Genomic DNA, 25,325 nt, shown 5'->3' on the forward strand with positions numbered 1-25,325 from the left:
CAATTTCGCTGTTCGAATTTTTAGAACCAGCACAATAGCCTAGTCGTTTCACCCTTGGCACGGTGCGTCCCCCGCGCGCCGTCACCAAGAGACATACCCTACAAAACATAAGGAAAATTCCTACAAAAATCCTTGAACTGAGCGAACCGGAGTGAGGGTACTGACCGCCAAAATCCGTTTGCCCGGGTTTTTTTGTATCGGAATGCGAGATCGGGGATTTATTACAATTCCAGATATTTATGTATTCGGCACGACCTATCAGATCAGCACCCACCATAAAACAAATGAAGTAACCACGATAGAGGCGCAACAGTGAGCAATAATTACCAAACAAAGCCTTAATCGATCATGGTGAAAAGCAGGCACATTAAACCAACAACTTTGGACGCATATCATGGACCGTCCAACCCTCACAATTTTCAAACCATCTGCTAAGTAAACATACAATCAAACAAGTAAGAACCATGGGCAGAATCAAGCAAAAACCAACCAGCTCCATGTCAATAATTGCGATATTCGCAACCTTATCTGAAGCCTGCCAAGGCGGGACGCCAGTGAACACACGCAAACTAACGCGCACCGCCGATGGCAGGCACGAATCACAAAAAAAAAGGCCTTGTCGATGACAAGGCCTTTCATTCATTGGCTCACAGGGCTCAGAACAGCTTGCGGCCCTTGTTCGCGGCAATGCGCATGCGCAACGCGTTGAGCTTGATAAAGCCCGCTGCGTCCGCCTGGTTGTAGGCTCCGCCGTCTTCTTCGAACGTTGCGATATTGGCATCGAACAAGGATTCGTCAGACTTGCGACCGGTGACGATCACGTTGCCCTTGTACAGCTTCAGGCGCACAACACCATTCACGTGGGCCTGGGATGCGTCGATCATCTGTTGCAGCATCAGACGCTCAGGGCTCCACCAATAACCGGTGTAGATCAGGCTGGCGTATTTAGGCATCAGCTCGTCTTTGAGGTGAGCCACTTCACGGTCCAGGGTGATCGATTCGATCGCCCGGTGGGCGCGCAGCATGATAGTGCCGCCTGGGGTCTCGTAACAGCCACGGGACTTCATGCCCACGTAGCGGTTCTCGACGATGTCCAGACGACCGATGCCGTGTTCGCCACCGATGCGGTTGAGGGTCGCCAGCACGGTGGCCGGGGTCATCTCGACGCCGTCCAGCGCGACGATGTCGCCGTTGCGGTAGGTCAGTTCCAGGTATTGCGCCTTGTCTGGAGCCTTCTCCGGGGAGACGGTCCATTTCCACATGTCTTCTTCGTGCTCGGTCCAGGTGTCTTCCAGCACGCCGCCTTCATAGGAGATGTGCAGCAGGTTGGCATCCATCGAGTACGGGGACTTCTTCTTGCCGTGACGCTCGATCGGAATCGCGTGCTTCTCGGCGTAATCCATCAGTTTTTCACGGGACAGCAGGTCCCACTCGCGCCACGGAGCGATCACTTTCACACCAGGCTTCAAGGCATACGCGCCCAGTTCGAAACGAACCTGGTCGTTACCTTTACCGGTGGCACCGTGGGAAATGGCGTCAGCGCCGGTTTCGTTGGCGATTTCGATCAGGCGCTTGGCGATCAACGGACGAGCGATGGAAGTACCCAGCAGGTACTCGCCTTCGTAAACGGTGTTGGCGCGGAACATCGGGAAAACGAAATCGCGCACGAACTCTTCGCGCAAGTCGTCGATGTAGATCTCTTTGACGCCCATGGCCTGAGCCTTGGCGCGTGCAGGTTCGACCTCTTCGCCCTGACCCAGGTCAGCGGTGAAAGTCACCACTTCACAGTTATAAGTATCCTGCAGCCACTTGAGGATCACCGAAGTGTCCAGGCCGCCGGAATACGCCAGAACGACCTTGTTTACGTCCGCCATGCCATCACTCCACGGGGTTCTACGGAAAGCCGTCGAGTCTACCGGTCATGCGCGTTAATTTACAGAGGCGCGACAGCTTATGACGACGAAGCGACAGATTCTGTCGAGAGCGCGACGATGACCCGCCGGTCAGGAAGTTGCAGGCGCGGCACCGGGGCCGTTGGTCTGCGGGGCGACCTGAGGGGTGGCCTTGTCTGCAGCCACGCGCTCCAGACGCACGGCCACCCGCCGGTTCTTCGCCCGGTTGGCGGCGCTGGTATTGGGTGCCAGCGGATACCGCTCGCCGTGGAAACGCAGGGTTACCTGCGATTCCAGGATGCCATTGGCCTTGAAGAATTCCATCACCGCCAGCGCTCGACGACGAGACAGGTCACGGTTGGTCAGGCGGTTGCCGCTGTTGTCGGAGTGCCCATCGAGTTCGATGTGATTGACCGTTGCATCGGCCTTCATGTACTCAAGCATCACTTGTAACTGAGCCTTGGCGCGGGCGTCGAGGTCCAGGCTTTCACCGGGAAATCCGATCTGTGACTGCCTCACCTGCTCAAAATTCTTCGGCAACAGCTTCGCTACGCAGCCTTGGTACTCATTGAACGCCTGACTGAACCTGACAGGTAACAGGCGCACTTCCGACACTCGCCCATCGCCTGACGAATGCCGGATCACCGGGCTGCGGCCGTCGAGCAAGCCGCTGATCAAGCGGCCGGCCTGGACCTGGGAAGTATTAAAAAGCACGTTGCCACTGCCGATATGCACCGAGCCCAGGTTGATGTCGCCACGTCCCGGCTGCCAGGGAGCCGCAGCGGCCAGCAGCGTCGCCGACCCGCCGCCGATCATCGCGTTGTAGGCCGTCAGGCGGAACACCGCCTGCTCGCCCGCGCGGCGGACGAACTCGCCCGCACCGAAGTCAGTGATGGGCTGGGCCAGACGGCATTCGAACTTGTCGCCGGCGACCGTCCACTCGGTGTTCTCCAGGCGGGTCTGGAAAGTCAACGCCATCGCGGGGACGCTGGTAAACACACTGAGCAAGGCTAAATAACGCTGGCGCACGGGAGGCTCCACTGGCTTCGACAACTGGAAGACGGACGCCGACTTGTTTACGGCGTACCTGTTGGATATCGGAAGGTTGTCGCAAAACTTGATAGCGAGTGCCTGGAAGAGTCTTTTCCGGTAGCATTCCCCTCAGTTTGACCCGCCTGGAATCCCCTCATGTCCGACCGCCTGACCCTGCTGCGTCCCGACGACTGGCACATTCATCTTCGCGATGGTGCCGTGTTGACCAATACCGTCGCGGATGTCGCGCGCACCTTTGGCCGCGCCATCATCATGCCCAACCTGGTACCTCCGGTGCGCAATGCGGCTGAAGCCGATGGCTATCGCCAGCGGATCCTCGCCGCGCGCCCATCCGGCAGCCAGTTCGAACCGCTGATGGTGCTGTACCTGACCGACCGCACCCAGCCTGAAGAAATTCGCGAGGCCAAGGCCAGTGGATTCGTGCACGCCGCCAAGCTGTATCCGGCCGGTGCCACCACCAACTCGGACTCTGGCGTCACCAGCATCGACAAGATCTTCCCGGCAATCGAGGCCATGGCCGAAGTCGGTATGCCCTTGCTGATCCATGGTGAAGTCACCCGTGGCGATGTCGACGTTTTCGATCGGGAGAAAATCTTCATCGACGAGCACATGCGTCGAGTGGTCGAGCGTTTCCCGACCCTCAAGGTGGTGTTCGAACACATCACCACCAAAGACGCCGTGCAGTTCGTCAACGAGGCCTCCGCCAACGTCGGCGCAACCATCACCGCGCATCACTTGCTGTACAACCGCAATCACATGCTGGTGGGCGGGATTCGGCCGCACTTCTACTGCCTGCCGATCCTCAAGCGCAATACCCACCAGGAAGCCCTGCTCGACGCCGCCACCAGCGGCAGTGCCAAGTTCTTCCTGGGTACCGATTCGGCGCCGCACGCCCAGCACGCTAAAGAAGCCGCCTGCGGTTGTGCCGGTTGCTACACCGCTTACGCGGCAATCGAGATGTACGCCGAGGCATTTGAACAACGCAACGCGCTGGACAAGCTCGAAGCTTTCGCCAGCCTCAACGGCCCGCGCTTTTACGGCCTGCCGGCGAACACCGATCGCATCACCCTGGTCCGCGAGGAGTGGACCGCCCCTACCAGCCTGCCATTTGGCGAGCTGACCGTTATCCCGCTGCGCGCCGGTGAAAAACTGCGCTGGCGCCTGCTGGAGGAACACGCGTGAGTGAAGACCATTACGACGACGAACAGGAAGGTCAAGGCGGCGGTGGTTCACGCCACCCGATGGCTGCCCGCTTCCGTGGGTACCTGCCAGTCGTTGTCGACGTTGAAACCGGTGGTTTCAACTCTGCCACTGACGCCCTGCTGGAAATCGCCGCCACCACGATTGCCATGGATGAAAAAGGCTTCGTGTATCCGGACCATACCTACTTCTTCCGTGTAGAGCCTTTTGAAGGGGCGAACATTGAAGCGGCGGCACTGGAGTTCACCGGTATCAAGCTCGATCACCCGCTGCGCATGGCGGTGAGCGAAGAAGCTGCACTGACTGATATTTTCCGCGGCATCCGCAAGGCACTCAAAGCCAACGGTTGCAAGCGCGCGATCCTGGTCGGCCACAACAGCAGCTTCGACCTGGGCTTCCTCAACGCAGCCGTTGCGCGCCTGGACATGAAACGTAACCCGTTTCATCCGTTCTCCAGCTTCGATACCGCAACCCTCGCCGGTCTCGCCTACGGTCAGACCGTACTGGCCAAGGCTTGCCAGGCCGCCGACATCGATTTTGACGGTCGTGAGGCGCACTCGGCTCGCTACGACACCGAGAAAACCGCTGAGCTGTTCTGCGGCATCGTCAATCGCTGGAAGCAGATGGGCGGCTGGGAAGATTTCAACGACTGACGCAGTCGGTTTATCCCACCCATAAAAAAACCGGCCGCAATGGCCGGTTTTTTTTGCCTCGAATGCGCCTTACAGGGCAGCAGCATTCTCGGTCAGGTAAGCAGCAACGCCTTCAGTCGAAGCCGTCATGCCCTTGTCGCCTTTCTTCCAGTTGGCAGGGCAGACTTCGCCGTGCTCTTCGTGGAATTGCAGAGCGTCGACCAGACGGATCAGCTCTTCCATGTTACGGCCCAGCGGCAGGTCATTGATGATCTGCGAACGGACAACGCCTTTGTCGTCGATCAGGAACGCGCCACGGAAAGCCACGCCGCCTTCGGACTCAACGTCGTAGGCCTTGGCGATTTCGTGCTTCATGTCGGCAGCCATGGTGTAGCGAACCTGGCCGATACCGCCATTGTTCACCGGGGTGTTGCGCCATGCGTTGTGAGTGAAGTGCGAGTCGATCGACACTGCGATCACTTCGACGTTGCGTGCCTTGAAGTCAGACATGCGGTTGTCCAGAGCGATCAGTTCGGACGGGCAAACGAAAGTGAAGTCCAGCGGGTAGAAGAACACCAGGCCGTATTTGCCTTTGATGGCCGAGGACAGGGTGAAGCTGTCTACGATTTCGCCATTGCCGAGTACGGCCGGTACGGTGAAGTCAGGGGCTTGCTTGCCTACGAGTACGCTCATTGATATCTCCTGGTGTAGAAACGTGAAGTTCCGGGTCGGTGCCAGCCTGCCACCTTCAGGCGACAGCCCTGTGACACGAACCCGCTTCATAAGGACCGGCCATCATACACTGGGTTTTTAACCTGTCCCCAACGGATTTCCCGAGCGCCACAAAATATCGTGGCCGATGATTTCGTTAGTCTGAACCGTTCGTCAGAGACAAGCCCTTATAACGAGATGCTTCCATAAACCACTTTGACAATCATTCTCGTTAACATTAAGATCCACCGCAATTGAGTCACAACCAGCGACGGTTCTCACTTATGTATGTCTGCCTCTGCACTGGCGTCACCGACGGTCAAATCCGCGATGCAATCTATGAAGGTTGCTGCAGCTACAAGGAAGTCCGTCAGGCTACCGGCGTAGCCAGCCAATGCGGTAAATGCGCCTGCCTTGCCAAGGAAGTGGTGCGTGAAACCCTGACCAAGCTGCAAACCGCCCAGGCGGCGATCCCCTTCCCGGTAGAATTTACTGCCGCTTAAATACCCTATTTCAAACAACCGGACTTCATGTCCGGTTTTTTTATGCCTTTAAATCAATTGCTTAGACGCTAGACGCGGAACACAAACATTCTTATTCCGATTAATTTTCACTTAACTTTCAATAACTTAGGTTTGACACTCTTAGTTGAGCGGCTCAAACTCTGCCTTATAGACAGTTAATACAGGGCAGGACCCCATCATGAAAGGCGACATCACAGTCATCCAGCATCTCAACAAGATCCTTGCCAATGAGCTGGTCGCGATCAATCAATATTTTCTGCATGCGCGCATGTACGAAGATTGGGGCCTGAACAAGCTCGGCAAGCATGAGTACAAAGAATCCATCGATGAGATGAAGCACGCCGACAAGCTCATCAAGCGTATTCTGTTCCTGGAAGGCCTGCCGAACGTCCAGGACCTGGGCAAGCTGCAGATCGGCGAACACACCCGGGAAATGCTCGAGTGTGACCTGCGCATCGAACGCACCGGGCATGCCGACCTCAAGGTGGCCATCGCGCATTGCGAAACCGTTGCCGACTTCGGTAGCCGCGAACTGCTTGAAGACATTCTTGAATCCGAAGAAGAACATATCGACTGGCTGGAAACGCAGTTGGGCCTGATCGACAAGATTGGTCTTGAGAACTACCTGCAGTCGCAGATGGGCGAAGAGTAATAGCACTGTAGGAGCTGTCGAGTGCAACGAGGCTACGATCTTGCCGATGGCAACCTCAAACTCGACCTCGACACAGCTTATCAACCGCAATAAAAAGCCCCGCTCCTCTTCCGAGGGCGGGGCTTTTTAGTTGCCGGAAATCACGAGATCGCAGCCTCGTTACACCCGACAGCTCCTACACAGCTCCTACAGCGGAGCCAATCGTTTTCAGGCTTCGGTCTTGGTCGCAGCAGCCGCTTCGACAGCAGCCTTGATCGTGGTCTGCAACGAACCGTCAGCAGCCATCTCGGTCATGATGTCGCTACCGCCGACCAGCTCACCACCGACCCACAGTTGCGGGAAAGTTGGCCAGTTGGCGTATTTTGGCAGGTTGGCGCGAATTTCCGGGTTCTGCAGGATGTCCACGTAAGCGAACTTTTCACCGCACGCCATCACGGCCTGCGCAGCTTTTGCGGAGAAGCCGCACTGCGGGGCATTCGGCGAACCTTTCATGTAAAGCAGAATGGTGTTGTTAGCAATCTGCTCTTTAATCGTTTCGATGATATCCATGGAGCACCTCGGCTGAACTTTCCGACTCAAGGGTCGGCACGGTGGCGCATTGTAACGGAAACCTGAGCGCCATGCTCGGTCTCCCCGACAGACACGATCACGCCGCCGCCACCGTCACTGGCACGCCGTTCAACGCCGCGTTACCTGAAAGTTCGTCGAGCTGGCATTCATCAGTCAGGTCATTGGCGCTCGAGCCAGGCTGGCCACTGGCGATGGTCATCTGCACGCCGGGGCGGGCATGGCCCCAACCGTGAGGCAAGCTGACCACACCTTGCATCATGTCCAGGCTCGCCACCACCTCGACTTCAATCACCCCTACCCGCGAACTCACCCGCACCCGCTGCCCATCGACCAGCCCGCGCTTGCTCAGGTCTTCAGGGTGCATCAGCAACTGATGGCGCGGTTTGCCTTTCACCAGCCGGTGATAGTTATGCATCCAGGAGTTGTTGCTGCGCACATGACGGCGGCCAATCATCAACAGCTCATCGGCAGCCGGCGCCTGCAGGGCAGCGAAACGTGTCAGGTCAGCGAGGATCACCGGCGGCGCCGCCTGAAGTCGCTGGTTGGCGGTTTTCAGGCGCTGCGCCAGATTGGGTTTCAAAGCGCCCAGGTCGACGCCATGGGGGTGATCGAACAAGGTCGCCAATGACAACTTGTACTCGGAAGCGTCGCCATAGGCGCCCATGCGCAGGCCAAGGTCGATCATCTGCGCGGGCGCAATCGTCGGTTTGAGCGCCTTGCCGGTCCTGGCGGCAAAGGCCTGGGCCAGCCCCACGAAAATCTCCCAGTCGTGCAGCGCGCCTTCAGGCTTGGCGAGGATCGCCCGGTTGAAGCGGCTGACGTTACGCACCGCGAACAGGTTGAACGTGGTGTCGTAGTGATCGTTCTCCAGCGCCGAGGTCGACGGCAGAATCAGGTCGGCGTAACGCGTGGTCTCATTGATGTACAGGTCGATACTGACCATGAACTCCAGGCCATCCAGCGCCTGCTCCAGCTGGCGACCGTTGGGCGTAGACAATACCGGGTTGCCGGCCACGGTAATCAGCGCCCGCACCTGCCCTTCGCCCTCGGTGAGCATTTCCTCGGCCAGCGCCGAGACTGGCAGCTCGCCAGCATATTCCGGCCGCCCGGATACGCGGCTCTGCCACAAATTGAAATGCCCGCCGGAAGTCGACGCCACCAGGTCCACTGCGGGCTCGGTGCACAGCGCCCCACCCACCCGATCAAGGTTGCCGGTGACCAGGTTGATCAATTGCACCAGCCAATGGCACAGCGTGCCGAAGGCCTGGGTCGACACCCCCATGCGTCCGTAGCACACCGCCGTAGGCGCGCGGGCGAAATCACGGGCCAGCTGGCGGATGGACTCGGCCGGCACCGCGCACAGCGGGCTCATGGTCTCGGCCGTGAAAGGCGCAACGGCCGCACGCACTTCGTCCAGGCCATCCACCGGCAGGTGACTGCCCTTGGCCAGGCCCTCAGCGAACAAGGTGTTGAGCAGACCAAACAGTAGCGCGGCATCGCCGCCGGGACGCACGAACAGATGCTGGTCGGCGATCGCCGCCGTTTCACTGCGCCGCGGATCGACCACCACCACTTTACCGCCCCGGGCCTGAATGGCCTTCAAGCGTTTTTCCACGTCCGGCACGGTCATGATGCTGCCGTTGGAGGCCAGGGGATTACCGCCCAGGATCAGCATGAAGTCGGTGTGATCGATATCCGGGATCGGCAGCAGCAAACCGTGGCCGTACATCAGGTGACTGGTCAGGTGATGGGGTAACTGGTCGACCGAGGTCGCGGAAAAGCGGTTACGGGTTTTCAGCAGACCGAGGAAGTAATTGCTGTGGGTCATCAGCCCGTAGTTATGCACGCTGGGGTTACCCTGGTAGACCGCCACCGAATTCTGTCCGTGACGCTCCTGAATCTGCGCCAGGCGCTCGGCCACCAGGCTGAACGCCGCCTCCCACTCGATCGGCTGCCATTCACTGCCCACTCGAAGCATCGGCCAATGCAGGCGATCCGGATCATTCTGGATATCCTGCAGGGCCACCGCCTTGGGGCAGATGTGACCGCGACTGAACGTATCCTGGGCATCACCCTTGATCGAAGTGATTTGCACGCCCGCGCCTTCAACTTCAGTGGTTTCGATGGTCAGGCCGCAGATGGCCTCGCACAGGTGGCACGCACGGTGGTGGAGAGTCTTGGTCATGGCCAGTCTCTGTCTTGTTCTGGGCGGGCAATAGCGACCGCGGGAACAAAACTATGGCGCCTGCCCTGCCTCTTCGCCAGCGACGTTCGTCTTGTGAATCGGCCGCCATCAGGCCAGCCGATGCACACCGGGAATCAGTTCGGCGGTAGCCTGGGGGGGAGTTGCTGCTGGATTTCCTGGACGGTCTCGATCTGCTCATGGGCGACATGCACGCCGGTGAGCTCACCAATCAGGCGCCAGTGTTCGTCCAGGCCGCTGCTGATGGTGGCCATGCGGTCGATCATGCGGCGGCCGGCAGCCTTGGTGACTTCGTCATTGCTGCGCAGCAGCTCGAAGGACATCGAAGTCATGGACGCGGTGAGATGAGTAAGGGAGCGGGCCGTAAGGCCGAGCAGTTCCATGAGTTGCTTTTCTTTCGATTCCATTCCGAAGGGCTTCCTGCGTCGTTCGTGCGTTAGTTATAACCCACCACTTTGTATTAGCAAAACTTTCAGACCAGAAACAGGCGCGCTGCCGTGGCTGGACGAAAGGTCAGAAATCGACCCTGCCTGCCCGGTTTGATTGCAAAGCCCCGGGGCCGCAGTGTACAAATGGTTCGCTGCTGTCAGGAAACAGGCTTCAAAAGCGCTATTGCGGTTATCCCGTAGCCCCTCCGAATCCCCTAAAAACCGTAGCCCTATTGGTAAGACGCGACATTTAATTATAATATCGCGCCTCCCCCTATTTCGTCGCCCCGTGCGGCTTACGCCGCAGGTCTCGCCCGTTTTTCAGTTAAACAAGGCTTTGAGTATCTGCGGTCTGTTGCAAAAAGGTAGTCAATGATGAGCGCAAGGCACTTTCTCTCCCTGATGGATTGCACGCCCGAAGAGCTGGTCAGCGTGATCCGTCGAGGCGTTGAGCTCAAGGACCTGCGTAACCGCGGCGTACTGTTCGAGCCTCTGAAAAACCGCGTACTCGGGATGATCTTCGAGAAGTCCTCGACGCGCACCCGCATCTCGTTCGAAGCCGGCATGATCCAGCTGGGTGGCCAGGCGATCTTCCTGTCGCCGCGCGACACCCAACTGGGTCGCGGCGAGCCGATCAGTGACTGCGCGATCGTTATGTCGAGCATGCTTGACGCGGTAATGATCCGCACCTTCGCCCACAGCACCCTGACCGAATTCGCCGCCAACTCCCGCGTGCCGGTCATCAATGGCCTGTCCGATGACCTGCACCCGTGCCAGTTGCTGGCCGACATGCAAACCTTCCTCGAACACCGTGGCTCGATCCAGGGCAAGACCGTGGCCTGGATCGGCGACGGCAATAATATGTGCAACAGCTATATAGAAGCGGCAATCCAGTTCGACTTCCAGTTGCGCATAGCCTGCCCGGAAGGTTACGAGCCCAACCCGGAATTCGTGGCCAAGGCCGGCGATCGGGTGACCATCGTTCGCGACCCGAAAGACGCCGTACGTGGTGCGCACCTGGTGAGCACCGACGTCTGGACCTCCATGGGCCAGGAAGAAGAAACCGCCAAGCGTCTCAAGCTATTTGCTCCCTTCCAGGTCAACCGTGCGCTGCTCGACCTGGCCGCTCCGGACGTGCTGTTCATGCACTGTCTGCCTGCCCACCGTGGCGAGGAAATCAGCCTCGACCTGCTCGATGACAAGCGCTCGGTCGCCTGGGATCAGGCCGAAAACCGTCTTCACGCACAGAAGGCCCTGCTCGAATTTCTCGTCGAACCGGCGTACCACCACGCATGAGCCAGCCATTATTGCTAAACCTGCGCAACCTCGCCTGCGGCTATCAAGACCAGCGAGTCGTGCAGAACCTCAACCTGCATTTGAATGCCGGTGATATCGGTTGCCTGCTGGGCTCTTCGGGCTGCGGCAAGACCACCACCCTGCGCGCCATTGCCGGCTTCGAACCGGTGCACGACGGGGAAATCACCCTGGCGGGTGAGACGATCTCCAGCGCCGGCTTCACCCTCGCGCCGGAGAAACGCCGGATCGGCATGGTGTTCCAGGATTACGCGCTGTTTCCGCATTTGAGCGTCGCCGAAAACATCGCTTTCGGCATTCGCAAGCACCCGCAAAAAGATCGTGTGACCGAAGAGTTGCTGGAACTGGTCAACCTCAAAGGCCTCGGCAAACGCTTTCCGCACGAGCTTTCAGGTGGCCAGCAGCAGCGTGTCGCCCTCGCACGCGCCCTCGCGCCGGAGCCGCAATTGCTGCTGCTCGACGAACCGTTTTCCAACCTTGATGGCGAGTTGCGACGCAAGCTCAGCCATGAGGTGCGCGACATCCTCAAGGCCCGTGGCACCAGCGCGATTCTGGTGACCCACGACCAGGAAGAAGCCTTCGCAGTCAGCGATCATGTAGGGGTATTCAAGGAGGGCCGCCTGGAGCAGTGGGACACGCCTTACAACCTTTACCATGAACCGCTGACGCCTTATGTCGCGAGCTTCATCGGCCAGGGCTATTTCATTCGCGGCAGGCTGGACAGTCCCGAGTCGGTGCAGACCGAACTGGGCGAGTTGCGCGGTAATCGGGCGTATACCTGGCCGGTCGGCGGCGCCGTGGACGTGCTATTGCGTCCCGACGATATCGTTTATGCACCGGACAGCGGCTTGAAAGCGCGGATCGTCGGCAAGTCGTTCCAGGGGGCTTCGACCTTGTATCGGCTGCAATTGCCGACGGGTGCACAGCTGGAGTCGATTTTTCCGAGTCACGCCGATCATCTGGTCGGTGCTGAAGTGGGCATTCGTGTCGCGGCGGAACACTTGGTCCTGTTCCAAGCCTCCGGCAGCACGGCGGCGCAGATTCCGGCAACCGAGACCGGCGTGCGCCGCTACAGCACAGCCAGCTGAGCCGAGCGCAGTTGAACCGGCTCGTTCCCCTGTGGGAGCGAGCCTGCTCGCGATGGACGTTAACGATTACGCGAAGATCCTGACACCCAGCGGCGCACTGCAGTCTTTCGCGAGCAAGCTCGCTCCTACAGGAGCGGTGTTGCGGTGTCAGGCACGCCCGATATCCGCGAATTTCGCCAGGGTATGTTCGGCCAGTACCGCAGGAGCCAGTTCCACTTCCAGCCCCCTGCGCCCCGCACTGACAAAGATGCTGTCAAACACCTGAGCTGAATTATCGATAAAGGTGCGCAAGCGCTTCTTCTGCCCCAGCGGACTGATCCCCCCCAGCAAATACCCGGTCGAGCGCTGCGCTGCCGCGGGATCTGCCATCTCGACCTTCTTCACCCCCGCAGCGTGCGCCAAGCCCTTCAGGTCGAGACTTCCGACGACCGGCACCACCGCCACCAACAGTTCGCCTTTTTCACTGGCCGCCAGCAATGTCTTGAACACCTGTGCCGGATCAAGGCCGAGCTTCTCCGCGGCCTCCAAGCCATAAGAAGCGGCCTTGGGATCATGTTCGTAACTGTGCACACGATGTTCGGCTCGAACTTTTTTCAACAAATCCAATGCGGGGGTCATGTCAGCTCCAGACTGGGCGGCGGTGGAAAAATCCACTGACGGATTCTAGGTCATTGCCCCCTAAAAGGCTCTATAGCGCCACTGTTTCATCGGTGCGCAGCAGCGGTTTACCACTCGTCCGCATTCCTCCTGCCTGGTGAACAATAGGATCATTCACATGACTAATAGTTGAAATATGACTGATGGTTCACTTTCGACCTTTGACAGCAGTGTTTCTTGTCTATATTTTTTCGAATACGAATACATTACAAATCGTCCTTCGCTGCACCCAGACAAAAACAACAACGAGGTTTTCAATGACAACTGCTTTACAACAACCGCCGCTATCGAGCCAGTGCATGGCCGAGTTCCTGGGCACTGCCCTGCTTATCTTTTTCGGCACCGGTTGTGTGGCTGCGCTCAAGGTCGCGGGTGCCAGCTTTGGCTTGTGGGAAATCAGCATCATCTGGGGTGTCGGCGTGAGCATGGCGATCTACATGACCGCCGGCGTTTCCGGGGCCCACCTCAACCCCGCCGTCAGCATCGCGCTGTGCATCTTTACCGACTTTGAAAAGCGCAAACTGCCCTTTTACATCCTCGCCCAGGTCGCCGGTGCCTTCTGTGGCGCCTTGTTGGTTTACACGCTCTACAGCAACCTGTTCTTCGATTACGAACAAACCCACCAAATGGTTCGCGGCACCCAGGCAAGCCTGGAACTGGCCTCGGTGTTCTCGACCTTCCCGCATCCGGCCCTGTCCACGGCCCAGGCGTTTCTGGTTGAAGTCATCATCACCGCCATCCTGATGGGCGTCATCATGTCCCTCACCGACGACAACAATGGCTTGCCCAAAGGCCCATTGGCGCCCCTGCTCATCGGCTTGCTGATTGCGGTGATCGGCAGTTCCATGGGTCCGCTGACCGGTTTTGCGATGAACCCGGCCCGGGACTTCGGTCCGAAACTGATGACTTTTTTCACCGGCTGGGGTGAAATTTCCCTGACCGGAGGGCGTGATATCCCCTACTTCCTCATTCCGATTTTTGCACCGATTGTCGGTGCGTGCCTCGGCGCTGCCGCCTATCGCGGGCTGATTGCCCGTCATCTGCCCAGCGCCGCGCCCGAGACCACGGATGCAGTACCGGCCATTGACGGCAAACCGCGCACTTCTTGATACCGTAGGCGCGTGATCCTGCCAATCTGGTCCCGCGCCTGACTCCACTCCCTTTTATTCGTCCCAAGGCAATCGACATGACCGACATTCAGAATAAGAACTACATCATTGCCCTTGATCAGGGCACGACCAGCTCGCGCGCGATCATTTTCGACCGTGATGCAAATGTGGTGTGCACCGCCCAGCGCGAATTCGTGCAGCATTATCCGCAAGCCGGTTGGGTCGAGCATGACCCGATGGAAATCTTCGCCACCCAGAGCGCCGTGATGGTCGAAGCCCTGGCGCAAGCCGGCCTGCACCACGACCAGGTTGCCGCCATTGGTATTACCAACCAGCGCGAAACCACCGTGGTCTGGGACAAGACCACCGGCCGGCCGATCTACAACGCGATCGTCTGGCAATGCCGGCGCAGCACCGAGATCTGCCAGCAGCTCAAGCGCGACGGCCACGAGCAATACATCAGCGATACCACCGGCCTGGTCACCGACCCCTACTTCTCCGGAACCAAGCTCAAGTGGATCCTCGACAATGTCGAAGGCAGCCGCGAGCGTGCGCGCAACGGCGAATTGCTGTTCGGTACCGTCGACAGCTGGCTGATCTGGAAATTTACCGGCGGCAAAGTGCACGTCACCGACTACACCAATGCCTCGCGCACCATGCTGTTCAACATCCACACCCTGGAGTGGGATGCGAAAATGCTGGAGGTGCTGGATATTCCGCGCGAGATGCTGCCGCAAGTTAAGTCCTCCTCGGAAATCTACGGCCACACCAAGAGCGGCATCGCTATCGGGGGCATCGCAGGCGACCAGCAGGCCGCGCTGTTCGGCCAGATGTGCGTCGAGCCTGGCCAGGCTAAAAACACTTACGGCACCGGCTGCTTCCTGCTGATGAACACCGGCGACAAGGCAGTGAAATCCCAACACGGCATGCTCACCACCATCGCCTGTGGCCCGCGCGGTGAAGTCGCTTACGCGCTGGAAGGTGCCGTGTTCAACGGCGGCTCGACCGTTCAATGGCTGCGTGACGAACTGAAAATCATCAATGACGCCCACGACACCGAGTACTTCGCCAACAAGGTCAAAGACAGCAATGGCGTGTACCTGGTGCCGGCCTTCACCGGCCTCGGCGCGCCGTACTGGGACCCGTATGCTCGTGGCGCACTGTTCGGCCTGACCCGCGGCGTGCGCGTGGATCACATCATCCGTGCCGCACTGGAGTCGATTGCCTACCAGACCCGCGATGTCCTGGACGCCATGCAACAGGACTCCGGCGAACGCCTCAAGGCCCTGCGCGTGGACGGCGGCGCGGTAGCGAACAATTTCCTGATGCAGTTCCAGGCCGACATCCTCGGCACCCAGGTCGAGCGTCCGCAAATGCGCGAAACCACGGCACTCGGCGCTGCGTACCTGGCGGGCCTTGCCTGCGGCTTCTGGGGCAGCCTCGATGAGCTGCGCGGCAAGGCGGTGATCGAGCGTGAATTCGAGCCGACCCTGGACGAAACCGCCAAGGAAAAACTCTACGCCGGATGGAAAAAAGCCGTGAGCCGCACCCGCGACTGGGAACCCCACGAAGGCGATGAATAAGCCAGCCAAGGCACTCCGTATCGGCATGTAACTGGTCGGGAGCAGATTCCTGCGGCATCATGGGCAAATTTTGCCCGGCAGCCCAAAGGAAGCCCCATGAATCTGCCTCCCCGTCAGCAGCAAATCCTCGAACTGGTCCGCGAACGCGGCTACGTGAGTATCGAGGAAATGGCTACGCTGTTCGTCGTCACACCGCAGACTATCCGCCGCGACATCAATCAGCTCGCGGAAGCTAATTTATTGCGCCGCTACCACGGTGGCGCAGCCTATGATTCCAGCGTCGAAAACACTGCCTACGCCATGCGCGCCGACCAGATGCGCGATGAAAAACAGCGGATTGGCGAAGCAATTGCCGCACAAATCCCCGACCACGCCTCGCTGTTCATCAACATCGGTACCACTACCGAGTCGATTGCCCGCGCCCTGCTCAACCACAGCCACCTGAAGATCATCACCAACAACCTGCACGTGGCCTCGATGCTCAGCGCCAAGGATGACTTCGACGTGCTGCTGACCGGCGGCAATGTGCGCCGAGACGGCGGCGTGGTGGGCCAGGCCAGTGTCGACTTCATCAACCAGTTCAAGGTCGACTTTGCCTTGGTCGGGATCAGTGGCATTGATGAGGATGGCAGCCTGCTGGATTTTGACTATCAGGAAGTGCGGGTCTCCCAGGCGATCATTGCCAATGCCCGGCAGGTGATACTCGCGGCGGACTCCAGCAAGTTCGGGCGTAATGCCATGATTCGCCTGGGGCCGATCAGCCTGATCGATTGCCTGGTGACTGATCAGCCACCCGTGCCGGCGTTGGCGCAGTTGCTGAGCCAGCACAAGATTCGACTCGAAGTCGTTTAACCCCTTCATCTTGATCGGCTGTGCCGACGCCATCGCGGGCAAGCCCGCTCCCACAGGTCATGTACAAATCCAGTGGGAGCGGGCTCGCCCGCGATGACGATCGCCCATGCAACATCTCTCTTGCGACTGAATCTCGCGCTTAAATGTTCGTAAATTTTCCTTTCGCCGCTCTTCGATCAGTATTTTCAATCGAAGTTGACTGGCTGTGCGCGTCTTTATGGGCTACCATTTTCACAAATGAACATTAATGTTCGAATTCAAATATAGATAACCAAAAACCAGAGGCTAGCCGATGCCCACTTCTACCTTGCCTACGCCCCCACTCTCCGAGGTCTACGATGTTGCCGTCATCGGTGGCGGGATCAATGGCGTGGGGATCGCAGCGGATGCGGCCGGTCGCGGCCTGTCTGTGTTCCTTTGCGAAAAGGACGACCTGGCCAGCCACACCTCCTCGGCCAGCAGCAAGCTGATCCACGGTGGCCTGCGCTATCTCGAACATTACGAATTCCGCCTGGTGCGTGAAGCCCTCGCCGAACGCGAAGTGCTGCTGGCCAAGGCGCCTCACATCGTCAAGCAGATGCGTTTTGTGCTGCCCCACCGCCCGCACCTGCGTCCGGCGTGGATGATCCGTGCCGGCCTGTTCCTTTATGACAACCTCGGCAAACGGGAAAAGCTGGCAGGTTCAAAAAGCCTCAAGTTCGGTCCGGACAGCCCGCTGAAAAGCGAAATCACCAAAGGCTTTGAATATTCCGATTGCTGGGTAGACGACGCACGCCTGGTGGTACTCAACGCCATGGCCGCCCGCGAGAAAGGCGCCCACGTTCACACCCAGACCCGCTGCGTCAGCGCCCGTCGCTCCAAGGGCCTGTGGCATCTGCACCTGGAACGCGCCGACGGCAGCCTGTTTTCGATCCGCGCCAAGGCCCTGGTGAATGCTGCCGGGCCATGGGTGGCGAAATTCATTCGTGACGACTTGAAGATGGAATCGCCCTACGGCATCCGCTTGATCCAGGGCAGTCACCTGATCGTGCCGAAGCTGTACGAAGGCGAACACGCGCACATTCTGCAAAACGAAGACCAGCGCATCGTGTTCACCATTCCCTACCTGAATAACTTCACTTTGATCGGCACCACCGACCGCGAGTACACCGGCGACCCGGCGGCAGTTGCGATTACCGAAGGCGAGACCGATTACCTGCTCAAGGTGGTGAATGCGCACTTCAAGAAGCAGGTCAGCCGCGAGGACATTCTGCACAGCTATTCGGGTGTGCGCCCTCTGTGCAATGACGAATCCGATAACCCGTCGGCCGTGACCCGGGATTACACCCTGGCGCTGTCTGGTAGCGGCGAAGAAGCGCCATTGCTCTCGGTGTTCGGCGGCAAGCTGACGACCTATCGCAAGCTGGCCGAGTCGGCCCTGGCGCAATTGACCCCGTATTTCACCCACATCAAGCCAAGCTGGACCGCCCACGCGACCCTGCCCGGCGGCGAGGACATGAGCACCCCGCAGGCGCTAAGCGCCTTGATCCGTGACAAGTTCGACTGGGTGCCCACCGAAATCGCCCGCCGCTGGGCCACCACCTACGGCAGCCGCACCTGGCGCATGCTCGAAGGCGTGCGCGACCTGAACGACTTGGGCGAACACATCGGCGGCGGTCTCTATACCCGCGAAGTGGACTACCTGTGCAGCGAAGAATGGGCTACCACCGCCCACGACATCCTGTGGCGCCGCAGCAAACTGGGGCTGTTCACCACCCCGGCAGAGCAACAGAAGCTGGCGGATTACCTGAGCAAGGTCGAGCAGAACCGCAGCAAGATTGAAGCGGCCTGATCGATAGCTGGCGGTACGCAAAGCCCCTGGATTGTGAGATCCAGGGGCTTTTGCATTCTGCGCTGCACTCCAGGTCACTTGCGCAAGCCCGCTCCACAGCTAATCCCTGCATCGCATTCGGTTTTCCGAACGCGACCTGTCGGTCTATTCGGTTAACCGGATCATTGCACGCTCTAAAACCCGCAACAAATAATTAATCCCCTTATAAATCAACAGCTTGATCTACAGACCCTGGTCTGGCACGAGTCATGCTCTACACTCTTGGACGAATACCTGTTGTGCCGATCCATCAGGCGCCCCAGGCATTCGAAGCACAAAAAGGGCCGATGAACTGGCTCCATAAAAAAAACAATGTCGAGGAAAATTTGATGCGTATCGTTCCCCACCTCCTGGGCGCAGCCATTGCTGCCGCTCTGATTAGCACTCCAGTTTTCGCCGCCGAACTCACCGGCACACTGAAGAAGATCAAAGAGTCCGGCACCATCACCCTTGGGCATCGTGACGCTTCCATTCCGTTTTCCTACATCGCGGACGCTTCCGGCAAACCGGTCGGCTATTCCCACGACATTCAGCTGAAAGTCGTCGAAGCGCTGAAAAAAGACCTGGACCTCCCGGACCTGAAGGTCAAATACAACCTGGTCACCTCGCAAACCCGTATCCCGCTGGTGCAGAACGGCACCGTGGATCTTGAGTGCGGTTCAACCACCAACAACGTTGAACGCCAGCAGCAAGTTGACTTCTCCGTCGGCATCTTCGAAATCGGTACTCGTCTTCTCTCCAAGAAAGACTCCACGTACAAGAACTTCGACGACCTCAAGGGCAAGAACGTCGTGACCACTGCGGGCACCACGTCCGAGCGCCTGCTCAAGTCGATGAACGCCGACAAGCAGATGGGCATGAACGTCATCTCCGCCAAAGACCACGGCGAGTCCTTCCAGATGCTGGAATCGGGCCGCGCCGTTGCGTTCATGATGGACGACGCACTGCTGGCCGGTGAAGCCGCCAAGGCCAAGAAGGCGACTGATTGGGCAGTGACCGGTGATCCACAGTCCTACGAAATCTACGGCTGCATGGTCCGCAAGGGCGACGAGCCGTTCAAGAAGGCTGTAGACGCTGCCATCGTGGCCACCTACAAGTCGGGCGAGATCAACAAGATCTACGAAAAATGGTTCATGGCGCCAATCCCGCCAAAAGGCCTGAACCTGAACTTCCCGATGAGCGACGAGCTCAAGGCCCTGATCGCCAATCCAACCGATAAAGCGGCTGACGACAAGAAATCCTGATTTCTGACTAACCTTACCTCCTGACGGGACCAACATCCCTTCAGGAGGTTGTCACTCCCTGCTGGCATTTTCTGGAAACACTCGAACCGGTGGCTGTCGAGCCGCTCGTGTGTGCCTGACTATCATGGTCGGGGCGGGAACGGAGCTTCCCCAAGCGGGCACTTGTACATCGATCCGAGGGGAGACCCGAATGAATTACAACTGGGACTGGAGCGTGTTCTTCAAGTCTACCGGCGTGGGCAGCGAGATCTATCTCGACTGGTACCTCACCGGTCTGGGCTGGACCATCGCCATCGCCATCGTGGCATGGATCATTGCCCTGACACTGGGCTCGATCCTGGGTGTCATGCGCACCGTACCGAACCGCTTCGTATCGGGCATCGCGACCTGCTACGTCGAACTTTTCCGTAACGTGCCACTGCTGGTGCAGCTGTTCATCTGGTACTTCCTGGTGCCGGACCTGCTGCCGCAGAACCTGCAGGACTGGTACAAGCAGGACCTCAACCCGACCACTTCGGCCTTCCTCAGCGTCGTGGTGTGCCTTGGCCTGTTCACTACCGCTCGCGTTTGCGAACAGGTGCGTACCGGCATCCAGGCATTGCCCCGTGGCCAGGAGGCCGCTGCTCGCGCCATGGGCTTCAAGTTGCCGCAGATCTACTGGAACGTGCTGCTGCCCCAGGCTTACCGGATCATCATTCCGCCGCTTACCTCGGAATTTCTCAACGTCTTCAAGAACACGTCCGTCGCCTCGCTGATCGGCCTGATGGAGTTGCTCGCGCAGACCAAGCAGACCGCCGAGTTCTCCGCCAACCTGTTCGAAGCCTTCACCCTGGCGACACTGATCTACTTCACCCTGAACATGAGCCTGATGCTGCTGATGCGCCTGGTCGAGAAGAAAGTTGCCGTGCCGGGCCTGATCTCCGTAGGGGGTAAATGATGGAATTCGACTTCTCGGGCATCATCCCGTCCCTGCCGGGCTTGTGGAACGGCATGGTCATGACCCTGCAACTGATGGCGCTGGGCGTCGTCGGGGGGATCATCCTGGGCACCATCCTCGCGCTGATGCGCCTGTCCCACAGCAAAGTGCTGTCGAACATTGCCGGTGCCTACGTCAATTACTTCCGTTCGATCCCGCTGCTGCTGGTCATCACCTGGTTCTACCTGGCGGTGCCGTTCGTGCTGCGCTGGATCACCGGCGAAGACACGCCGATTGGCGCGTTCGCCTCGTGCATCGTGGCGTTCATGATGTTTGAAGCGGCGTACTTCTGCGAAATCGTCCGGGCCGGCGTGCAGTCGATTCCCAAGGGACAAATGGGCGCGGCCCAGGCCCTGGGCATGACGTATAGCCAGATGATGCGGTTGATCATCCTGCCCCAGGCGTTCCGCAAGATGACCCCGCTGCTGCTGCAACAGAGCATCATTCTGTTTCAGGACACCTCGCTGGTCTACGCCGTCGGCCTGGTGGACTTCCTCAATGCTTCGCGCGCCAGTGGCGACATCATCGGCCGCTCCAATGAGTTCCTGATCTTCGCAGGTCTCGTGTACTTCACAATCAGCTTTGCCGCCTCGCTGCTGGTCAAGCGTCTGCAAAAAAGGTTTGCCGTATGATCTCTATCAAGAATGTCAACAAGTGGTATGGCGACTTCCAGGTACTGACTGACTGCAGCACCGAGGTCAAGAAAGGCGAAGTGATCGTGGTGTGCGGGCCTTCCGGTTCCGGCAAATCCACCCTGATCAAGTGCGTGAACGCCCTGGAACCCTTCCAGAAAGGTGACGTGGTAGTCGATGGCACATCCATCGCCGACCCCAAGACCGACCTGCCGAAACTGCGCTCGCGCGTCGGCATGGTGTTCCAGCACTTCGAACTGTTCCCGCACCTGACCATCACCGAAAACCTGACCATCGCGCAGATCAAAGTGCTCGGTCGCAGCAAGGAAGAAGCGACGAAAAAGGGCCTGCAGTTGCTTGAGCGGGTCGGGTTGTCTGCCCATGCGCACAAGCATCCGGGCCAGCTTTCCGGTGGCCAGCAGCAGCGTGTGGCGATTGCCCGCGCACTGGCAATGGACCCGATCGTCATGCTGTTCGACGAACCGACCTCGGCGCTCGATCCGGAGATGGTCAACGAAGTGCTCGACGTGATGGTGCAACTGGCCCACGAAGGCATGACCATGATGTGCGTGACCCACGAAATGGGCTTTGCCCGCAAAGTGGCCGACCGCGTGATTTTCATGGACGCAGGCAAGATCATCGAAGACTGCAAGAAAGAGGAGTTTTTCGGCGACATCAGCCACCGCGCCGAGCGTACGCAGCACTTCCTCAACAAGATTCTGCAGCACTAAAAGCCGCACGCCCTCCCCTGTAGGAGCGAGCTTGCTCGCGATGAACTCAAAGACCTCGCGTACATCCAGAATGAACGCGCCATCGTTGACGACCATCGCGAGCAAGCTCGCTCCTACAGGGGACGATGGCGGTTTCAAGATTTGTGTTGTGGTTGACCCAAGGCATCTGTGATGAAATGCGACCCCACTCTCTATCGCGCCGCGCCGCCATCACTCGCCGTGAAACCCCGTCTGATTCGCCATCTGTTCCTGCCGCCGCTGGTCATCGCCCTGATGATTGGATTGGGTTACGTCGGCTTCTGGGTCAGTGAACATTTCGGCATCCGCAGCCTCAGCGAAAACGGCCAGCGCCAGCTGGAACTGCATGCCCGCGCCGTGGAAAGCGAAATCAGCAAATACACCTACCTGCCCAGCCTGCTGGAACTTGAATCCAGCGTGTCAAAGCTGCTCGACGATCCATCGCCGGAACACCGGCAGACGGTCAATGAATACCTCGAAGGCCTGAATCGGCGCAGCCGCAGCCGGGCCATCTATGTCATGGACACCTCCGGCCGCGTCATGGCCACCAGCAACTGGCGCGATGTCGACAGTTACCTGGGCGAAGACCTGTCCTTTCGCGCCTATTTCCAGAACGCCGTGCGCGGTCAGCCGGGGCGCTTCTACGGAATTGGCAGCACCAACGGCGAACCGGGTTATTACCTGGCCCACGGCCTTGAGGAACAGGGCAAGATCATCGGCGTCGCGGTGGTCAAGGTGAGGCTGGAAGCCATGGAAGAACGCTGGCAGCGCGCTCGCCTGGAAGCCTTCGTCAGTGATGAAAACGGCATCATCATTCTGTCCAGCGACCCGGCACGGCGGCTCAAGTCGGTCATCCCGTTGAGCGACGAAACCAAAGAAAAACTCGCCCGCAGCCTGCAGTATTACTGGTTCCCCCTGAATGAGCTGCAACCCCTGGCGCGGGAAAAACTGGCCGAGGGTGAGGAGAAACTGACCTTCCCCGCCAACAGCGAGGTGGAGTCCGACCAGGAGGACATCAGCTACCTGTCGCAGACCCGTCCCTTGAGCGACACACCGTGGAATTTCACCCTGCTCACGCCCCTGCAGGACTTGCGCCGTGAAGCGATCAACCAGGGGATCCTGGTGGCTGTCGCGTTCGCCCTCGTGGCGTTCCTGCTGATCGCCTGGAACGAACGGCGCAAGGTCATCGCTACCCGCCTTGCCGCCCGGGAGGCCCTGCAGGAAGCGAACAATCAACTCGAGCGTCGGATTACCGAACGCACCAGTGACCTGCGCGCCAGCAATGAACGACTCAAGGGCCAGATCCGCGAACGGCGCCAGGCTGAAGAGACGTTGCGCAGGGCCCAGGATGAACTGGTACAGGCTGGCAAACTGGCGGCGATTGGCCAGATGTCCACCAGCATTGCTCACGAACTGAACCAGCCGCTCGCCGCCCTGCGGACCTTGTCCGGCAATACCGTGCGCTTTCTGGAGCGCGGTCAGCTCGACGTCGCCAGTACCAACCTCAAGACCATCAACGAGCTGATCGATCGCATGGGCCGGATCACCGCCAGCCTGCGTTCCTTCGCCCGTCGTGGTGACGACAAGGGCCAGGCGAGCCTCGGCAAGGCAGTAGAGGCTGCGCTGCAACTGCTCGGTGCCCGTCTGGAAAGTGCGCACTTGCAGCTGCACCGCGAATTCGCCGATGTCCAGGTGCAGATCGACCAGACGCGCCTTGAGCAGATTCTGGTCAACCTGATCGGTAATGCCCTGGATGCCATGCAGGCCCAACCCCTGCCGCAACTGTGGCTGGAGGGTGAACCCCACGATGGCAAATATCGCCTGCGGGTGCGTGACAATGGCCATGGCATCGACGCCGAAGCGCGCAAACATCTGTTCGAACCCTTCTTCACCACCAAACCCGGCGAACAGGGCCTGGGCCTCGGCCTGACCCTGTCCGCCAGCCTGGCCGCCGCCACTGGCGGGCACCTGGGTGTCGAACACCCGGCCAATGGTGGAACCTCCTTCGTTCTCAGTTTACCGTTGGTAAGCCCTCTTCACGCCGAGCCCCTATGAACCACGAACTGAGTGTGCTGATCGTCGAAGACGACCCTCATGTGCTGCTGGGCTGCCAGCAGGCGCTGACCCTGGAAGACATTCCCTGCGAAGGCGTGGGCAGCGCCGAGGAAGCACTGGCGCGGGTCGGCGATGACTTTGCCGGGATTGTCATCAGCGATATCCGCCTGCCTGGCATCGACGGCCTGGAACTGCTGACCCGGCTCAAGGAGCGTGACCGCAGCCTGCCCGTGGTGTTGATTACCGGGCATGGCGACATTTCCATGGCGGTCGGCGCCATGCAAAAAGGCGCCTATGACTTCATGGAAAAGCCGTTCTCCCCGGAACGCCTGGTCGACGTCGCCCGTCGCGCGCTGGAGCAACGCAGCCTGGCGCGGGAAGTCTCCTCGCTACGCCGGCAGTTGGCCGAGCGCGACTCGCTGGAAGGCCGGATCATCGGCCGCTCACCGGCCATGCAGAATCTGCGGGAGTTGATCGCCAACGTCGCCGACACCTCGGCCAACGTGCTGATCGAAGGCGAGACCGGCACCGGCAAGGAGCTGGTCGCGCGTTGCCTGCACGATTTCAGCCGGCGCCATGCCAGGCAGTTCGTCGCGTTGAACTGCGGCGGCCTGCCGGAGAATCTGTTCGAAAGCGAGATCTTCGGTCACGAAGCCAATGCCTTTACCGGCGCGGGCAAACGGCGGATCGGCAAGATCGAACACGCCGACGGCGGCACGCTATTCCTCGATGAAGTGGAAAGCATGCCGTTACCGCTGCAAATCAAACTGCTGCGGGTTCTGCAGGAACGGACTCTGGAGCGCCTCGGTTCGAACCAGAGCGTGGCAGTGGACTGCCGGGTGATCGCCGCGACCAAATCCGACCTGGACGAATCGAGCAAAGCGGGTGAGTTCCGCAGCGACCTGTATTACCGACTCAATGTGGTCACACTGGAACTGCCACCGCTGCGAGAACGCCGCGAGGATATCCTGCAACTGTTCGAGCATTTCCTGCAGCAGTCCTCCCTGCGCTTCGACCGCGCGGTGCCGGACCTGGACAACCAGACCCTGTCGAACCTGATGAGCCATGACTGGCCGGGGAATGTGCGCGAATTGCGCAACGTCGCCGAGCGCTTCGCCCTCGGCCTGCCGGCCTTCAAGAAATCCGGCGCCAGCGGCAGCAATCAGGGCCTGGCGTTCGCCGAAGCGGTCGAAGCCTTCGAGCGCAATTTGCTGGTGGATGCGTTGCAGCGCAGCGGCGGCAATCTGACCCAGGCGAGCCAGGAACTTGGAATGGCCAAGACCACGCTCTTCGACAAAGTGAAAAAATACGGGTTGAGCCACTGATGGATC

The 25,325-nt window shown here is 59.3% G+C and carries 23 protein-coding genes and 1 pseudogene; 17 read left to right on the forward strand and 7 right to left on the reverse strand.

Translation table 11 applies throughout. The annotated features are described in order from the left end of the window. Positions 1-656: 656 nt before the first annotated feature. Positions 657-1,874 (reverse strand): argininosuccinate synthase, encoded by a 1,218-nt coding sequence (locus EQV97_RS18415; protein WP_008032151.1) that lies wholly within the window; start codon positions 1,872-1,874, stop codon positions 657-659. Between the two features lie 129 nt (positions 1,875-2,003). Beyond that, positions 2,004-2,921, reverse strand: coding sequence for an OmpA family protein (locus tag EQV97_RS18420; protein WP_122840071.1), 918 nt, complete (start codon positions 2,919-2,921; stop codon positions 2,004-2,006). 159 nt (positions 2,922-3,080) lie between these two features. Here EQV97_RS18420 and pyrC point away from each other — a divergent pair, with 159 nt between their 5' ends. Together pyrC and rnt are read left to right on the forward strand one after the other, a co-directional pair. Then, a complete protein-coding gene (pyrC, locus tag EQV97_RS18425) occupies positions 3,081-4,127 on the forward strand; it encodes a dihydroorotase (protein WP_045058001.1) in 1,047 nt (348 codons plus the stop codon). Further along, on the forward strand, positions 4,124-4,798 hold the full coding sequence (rnt, locus tag EQV97_RS18430) for a ribonuclease T (protein WP_045058002.1): 675 nt from the start codon (positions 4,124-4,126) through the stop codon (positions 4,796-4,798). The genes pyrC and rnt overlap by 4 nt, the downstream gene beginning before the upstream one ends. A gap of 69 nt (positions 4,799-4,867) precedes the next feature. Here the strand turns inward: rnt and EQV97_RS18435 are convergent, their stop codons facing one another. After that, on the reverse strand, positions 4,868-5,470 hold the full coding sequence (locus EQV97_RS18435; protein ID WP_017340570.1) for a peroxiredoxin: 603 nt from the start codon (positions 5,468-5,470) through the stop codon (positions 4,868-4,870). A 302-nt stretch (positions 5,471-5,772) separates the two neighbouring features. Here EQV97_RS18435 and EQV97_RS18440 point away from each other — a divergent pair, with 302 nt between their 5' ends. After that, positions 5,773-5,991: a bacterioferritin-associated ferredoxin gene (locus tag EQV97_RS18440; protein WP_008057530.1), complete on the forward strand. Its 219-nt coding sequence runs from the start codon at positions 5,773-5,775 to the stop codon at positions 5,989-5,991. A gap of 199 nt (positions 5,992-6,190) precedes the next feature. Continuing rightward, the gene (bfr, locus tag EQV97_RS18445) at positions 6,191-6,664 is read left to right on the forward strand and encodes a bacterioferritin (protein WP_045058003.1); all 474 of its coding nucleotides are present in this window, start codon (positions 6,191-6,193) and stop codon (positions 6,662-6,664) included. A gap of 207 nt (positions 6,665-6,871) precedes the next feature. Here the strand turns inward: bfr and grxD are convergent, their stop codons facing one another. From grxD to EQV97_RS18460, 3 genes are all read right to left on the reverse strand, one after another. Then, on the reverse strand, positions 6,872-7,213 hold the full coding sequence (gene grxD / locus EQV97_RS18450) for a Grx4 family monothiol glutaredoxin (RefSeq protein ID WP_122840070.1): 342 nt from the start codon (positions 7,211-7,213) through the stop codon (positions 6,872-6,874). Between the two features lie 97 nt (positions 7,214-7,310). Continuing rightward, positions 7,311-9,419 (reverse strand): molybdopterin oxidoreductase family protein, encoded by a 2,109-nt coding sequence (locus EQV97_RS18455; protein WP_240889440.1) that lies wholly within the window; start codon positions 9,417-9,419, stop codon positions 7,311-7,313. Positions 9,420-9,553: 134 nt separating this feature from the next. Further along, positions 9,554-9,844 carry a hypothetical protein gene (locus EQV97_RS18460; RefSeq protein WP_122840068.1) on the reverse strand — a complete coding sequence of 97 codons (291 nt, stop codon included), beginning with the start codon at positions 9,842-9,844 and terminating at the stop codon, positions 9,554-9,556. 396 nt (positions 9,845-10,240) lie between these two features. On the opposite strand from EQV97_RS18460, the gene argF reads away from it, so the two are divergent. The 3 genes and pseudogenes from argF to EQV97_RS18475 all read left to right on the forward strand — a co-directional run. Beyond that, positions 10,241-11,161, forward strand: coding sequence for an ornithine carbamoyltransferase (gene argF / locus EQV97_RS18465; RefSeq protein WP_122840067.1), 921 nt, complete (start codon positions 10,241-10,243; stop codon positions 11,159-11,161). Continuing rightward, positions 11,158-12,267 carry an ABC transporter ATP-binding protein gene (locus EQV97_RS18470; protein WP_122840066.1) on the forward strand — a complete coding sequence of 370 codons (1,110 nt, stop codon included), beginning with the start codon at positions 11,158-11,160 and terminating at the stop codon, positions 12,265-12,267. The genes argF and EQV97_RS18470 overlap by 4 nt, the downstream gene beginning before the upstream one ends. A gap of 52 nt (positions 12,268-12,319) precedes the next feature. Further along, a pseudogene (locus tag EQV97_RS18475) lies at positions 12,320-12,397 on the forward strand (outer membrane lipoprotein carrier protein LolA); the annotation flags it as partial. A gap of 17 nt (positions 12,398-12,414) precedes the next feature. Here EQV97_RS18475 and ybaK read toward each other — a convergent pair. Then, positions 12,415-12,885 (reverse strand): Cys-tRNA(Pro) deacylase, encoded by a 471-nt coding sequence (ybaK, locus tag EQV97_RS18480; RefSeq protein WP_122840065.1) that lies wholly within the window; start codon positions 12,883-12,885, stop codon positions 12,415-12,417. Between the two features lie 296 nt (positions 12,886-13,181). Here ybaK and EQV97_RS18485 point away from each other — a divergent pair, with 296 nt between their 5' ends. From EQV97_RS18485 to EQV97_RS18530, 10 genes are all read left to right on the forward strand, one after another. Continuing rightward, entirely contained in the window at positions 13,182-14,033 is an 852-nt protein-coding gene (locus tag EQV97_RS18485) for an MIP/aquaporin family protein (protein ID WP_122840064.1), read from the forward strand. A gap of 77 nt (positions 14,034-14,110) precedes the next feature. After that, complete coding sequence (gene glpK, locus EQV97_RS18490; protein ID WP_045058011.1) at positions 14,111-15,616, forward strand: glycerol kinase GlpK; 1,506 nt, start codon at positions 14,111-14,113, stop codon at positions 15,614-15,616. Positions 15,617-15,712: 96 nt separating this feature from the next. Next, positions 15,713-16,468, forward strand: coding sequence for a DeoR/GlpR family transcriptional regulator (locus EQV97_RS18495; RefSeq protein WP_045058012.1), 756 nt, complete (start codon positions 15,713-15,715; stop codon positions 16,466-16,468). A 292-nt stretch (positions 16,469-16,760) separates the two neighbouring features. After that, complete coding sequence (gene glpD / locus EQV97_RS18500) at positions 16,761-18,299, forward strand: glycerol-3-phosphate dehydrogenase (RefSeq protein WP_240889442.1); 1,539 nt, start codon at positions 16,761-16,763, stop codon at positions 18,297-18,299. Between the two features lie 368 nt (positions 18,300-18,667). Beyond that, entirely contained in the window at positions 18,668-19,582 is a 915-nt protein-coding gene (locus EQV97_RS18505) for a glutamate/aspartate ABC transporter substrate-binding protein (protein WP_045058062.1), read from the forward strand. Between the two features lie 190 nt (positions 19,583-19,772). Then, positions 19,773-20,519, forward strand: coding sequence for an amino acid ABC transporter permease (locus EQV97_RS18510; RefSeq protein ID WP_122840063.1), 747 nt, complete (start codon positions 19,773-19,775; stop codon positions 20,517-20,519). After that, positions 20,519-21,190 (forward strand): ABC transporter permease subunit, encoded by a 672-nt coding sequence (locus tag EQV97_RS18515; protein WP_045058015.1) that lies wholly within the window; start codon positions 20,519-20,521, stop codon positions 21,188-21,190. Before EQV97_RS18510 ends, EQV97_RS18515 begins: the two co-directional genes overlap by 1 nt. After that, positions 21,187-21,921, forward strand: a complete 735-nt coding sequence (locus tag EQV97_RS18520) for an amino acid ABC transporter ATP-binding protein (RefSeq protein WP_122840062.1) — start codon at positions 21,187-21,189, stop codon at positions 21,919-21,921. The genes EQV97_RS18515 and EQV97_RS18520 overlap by 4 nt, the downstream gene beginning before the upstream one ends. Before the next feature lie 171 nt (positions 21,922-22,092). Beyond that, entirely contained in the window at positions 22,093-23,994 is a 1,902-nt protein-coding gene (locus EQV97_RS18525; RefSeq protein ID WP_122840061.1) for a sensor histidine kinase, read from the forward strand. Further along, positions 23,991-25,319 carry a sigma-54 dependent transcriptional regulator gene (locus EQV97_RS18530; protein ID WP_122840060.1) on the forward strand — a complete coding sequence of 443 codons (1,329 nt, stop codon included), beginning with the start codon at positions 23,991-23,993 and terminating at the stop codon, positions 25,317-25,319. The genes EQV97_RS18525 and EQV97_RS18530 overlap by 4 nt, the downstream gene beginning before the upstream one ends. Positions 25,320-25,325: the final 6 nt, after the last annotated feature.

Origin of the sequence: Pseudomonas sp. TMW22090 (assembly GCF_022496665.1) — a bacterium.
Lineage (GTDB): Bacteria > Pseudomonadota > Gammaproteobacteria > Pseudomonadales > Pseudomonadaceae > Aquipseudomonas > Aquipseudomonas gregormendelii.

Bases quoted from the DNA above. Each gene is read 5' to 3' on its own strand.
- EQV97_RS18415 (WP_008032151.1), bottom strand. From the start codon at position 1,874: ATGGCGGACGTAAACAAGGTCGTTCTGGCGTATTCCGGCGGCCTGGAC.
- pyrC (WP_045058001.1), top strand. From the start codon at position 3,081: ATGTCCGACCGCCTGACCCTGCTGCGTCCCGACGACTGGCACATTCAT.
- EQV97_RS18435 (WP_017340570.1), bottom strand. From the start codon at position 5,470: ATGAGCGTACTCGTAGGCAAGCAAGCCCCTGACTTCACCGTACCGGCC.
- EQV97_RS18440 (WP_008057530.1), top strand. From the start codon at position 5,773: ATGTATGTCTGCCTCTGCACTGGCGTCACCGACGGTCAAATCCGCGAT.
- bfr (WP_045058003.1), top strand. From the start codon at position 6,191: ATGAAAGGCGACATCACAGTCATCCAGCATCTCAACAAGATCCTTGCC.
- grxD (WP_122840070.1), bottom strand. From the start codon at position 7,213: ATGGATATCATCGAAACGATTAAAGAGCAGATTGCTAACAACACCATT.
- EQV97_RS18455 (WP_240889440.1), bottom strand. From the start codon at position 9,419: ATGACCAAGACTCTCCACCACCGTGCGTGCCACCTGTGCGAGGCCATC.
- EQV97_RS18460 (WP_122840068.1), bottom strand. From the start codon at position 9,844: ATGGAATCGAAAGAAAAGCAACTCATGGAACTGCTCGGCCTTACGGCC.
- argF (WP_122840067.1), top strand. From the start codon at position 10,241: ATGAGCGCAAGGCACTTTCTCTCCCTGATGGATTGCACGCCCGAAGAG.
- EQV97_RS18470 (WP_122840066.1), top strand. From the start codon at position 11,158: ATGAGCCAGCCATTATTGCTAAACCTGCGCAACCTCGCCTGCGGCTAT.
- ybaK (WP_122840065.1), bottom strand. From the start codon at position 12,885: ATGACCCCCGCATTGGATTTGTTGAAAAAAGTTCGAGCCGAACATCGT.
- EQV97_RS18485 (WP_122840064.1), top strand. From the start codon at position 13,182: ATGACAACTGCTTTACAACAACCGCCGCTATCGAGCCAGTGCATGGCC.
- glpK (WP_045058011.1), top strand. From the start codon at position 14,111: ATGACCGACATTCAGAATAAGAACTACATCATTGCCCTTGATCAGGGC.
- EQV97_RS18495 (WP_045058012.1), top strand. From the start codon at position 15,713: ATGAATCTGCCTCCCCGTCAGCAGCAAATCCTCGAACTGGTCCGCGAA.
- glpD (WP_240889442.1), top strand. From the start codon at position 16,761: ATGCCCACTTCTACCTTGCCTACGCCCCCACTCTCCGAGGTCTACGAT.
- EQV97_RS18505 (WP_045058062.1), top strand. From the start codon at position 18,668: ATGCGTATCGTTCCCCACCTCCTGGGCGCAGCCATTGCTGCCGCTCTG.
- EQV97_RS18510 (WP_122840063.1), top strand. From the start codon at position 19,773: ATGAATTACAACTGGGACTGGAGCGTGTTCTTCAAGTCTACCGGCGTG.
- EQV97_RS18515 (WP_045058015.1), top strand. From the start codon at position 20,519: ATGGAATTCGACTTCTCGGGCATCATCCCGTCCCTGCCGGGCTTGTGG.
- EQV97_RS18520 (WP_122840062.1), top strand. From the start codon at position 21,187: ATGATCTCTATCAAGAATGTCAACAAGTGGTATGGCGACTTCCAGGTA.
- EQV97_RS18525 (WP_122840061.1), top strand. From the start codon at position 22,093: ATGAAATGCGACCCCACTCTCTATCGCGCCGCGCCGCCATCACTCGCC.
- EQV97_RS18530 (WP_122840060.1), top strand. From the start codon at position 23,991: ATGAACCACGAACTGAGTGTGCTGATCGTCGAAGACGACCCTCATGTG.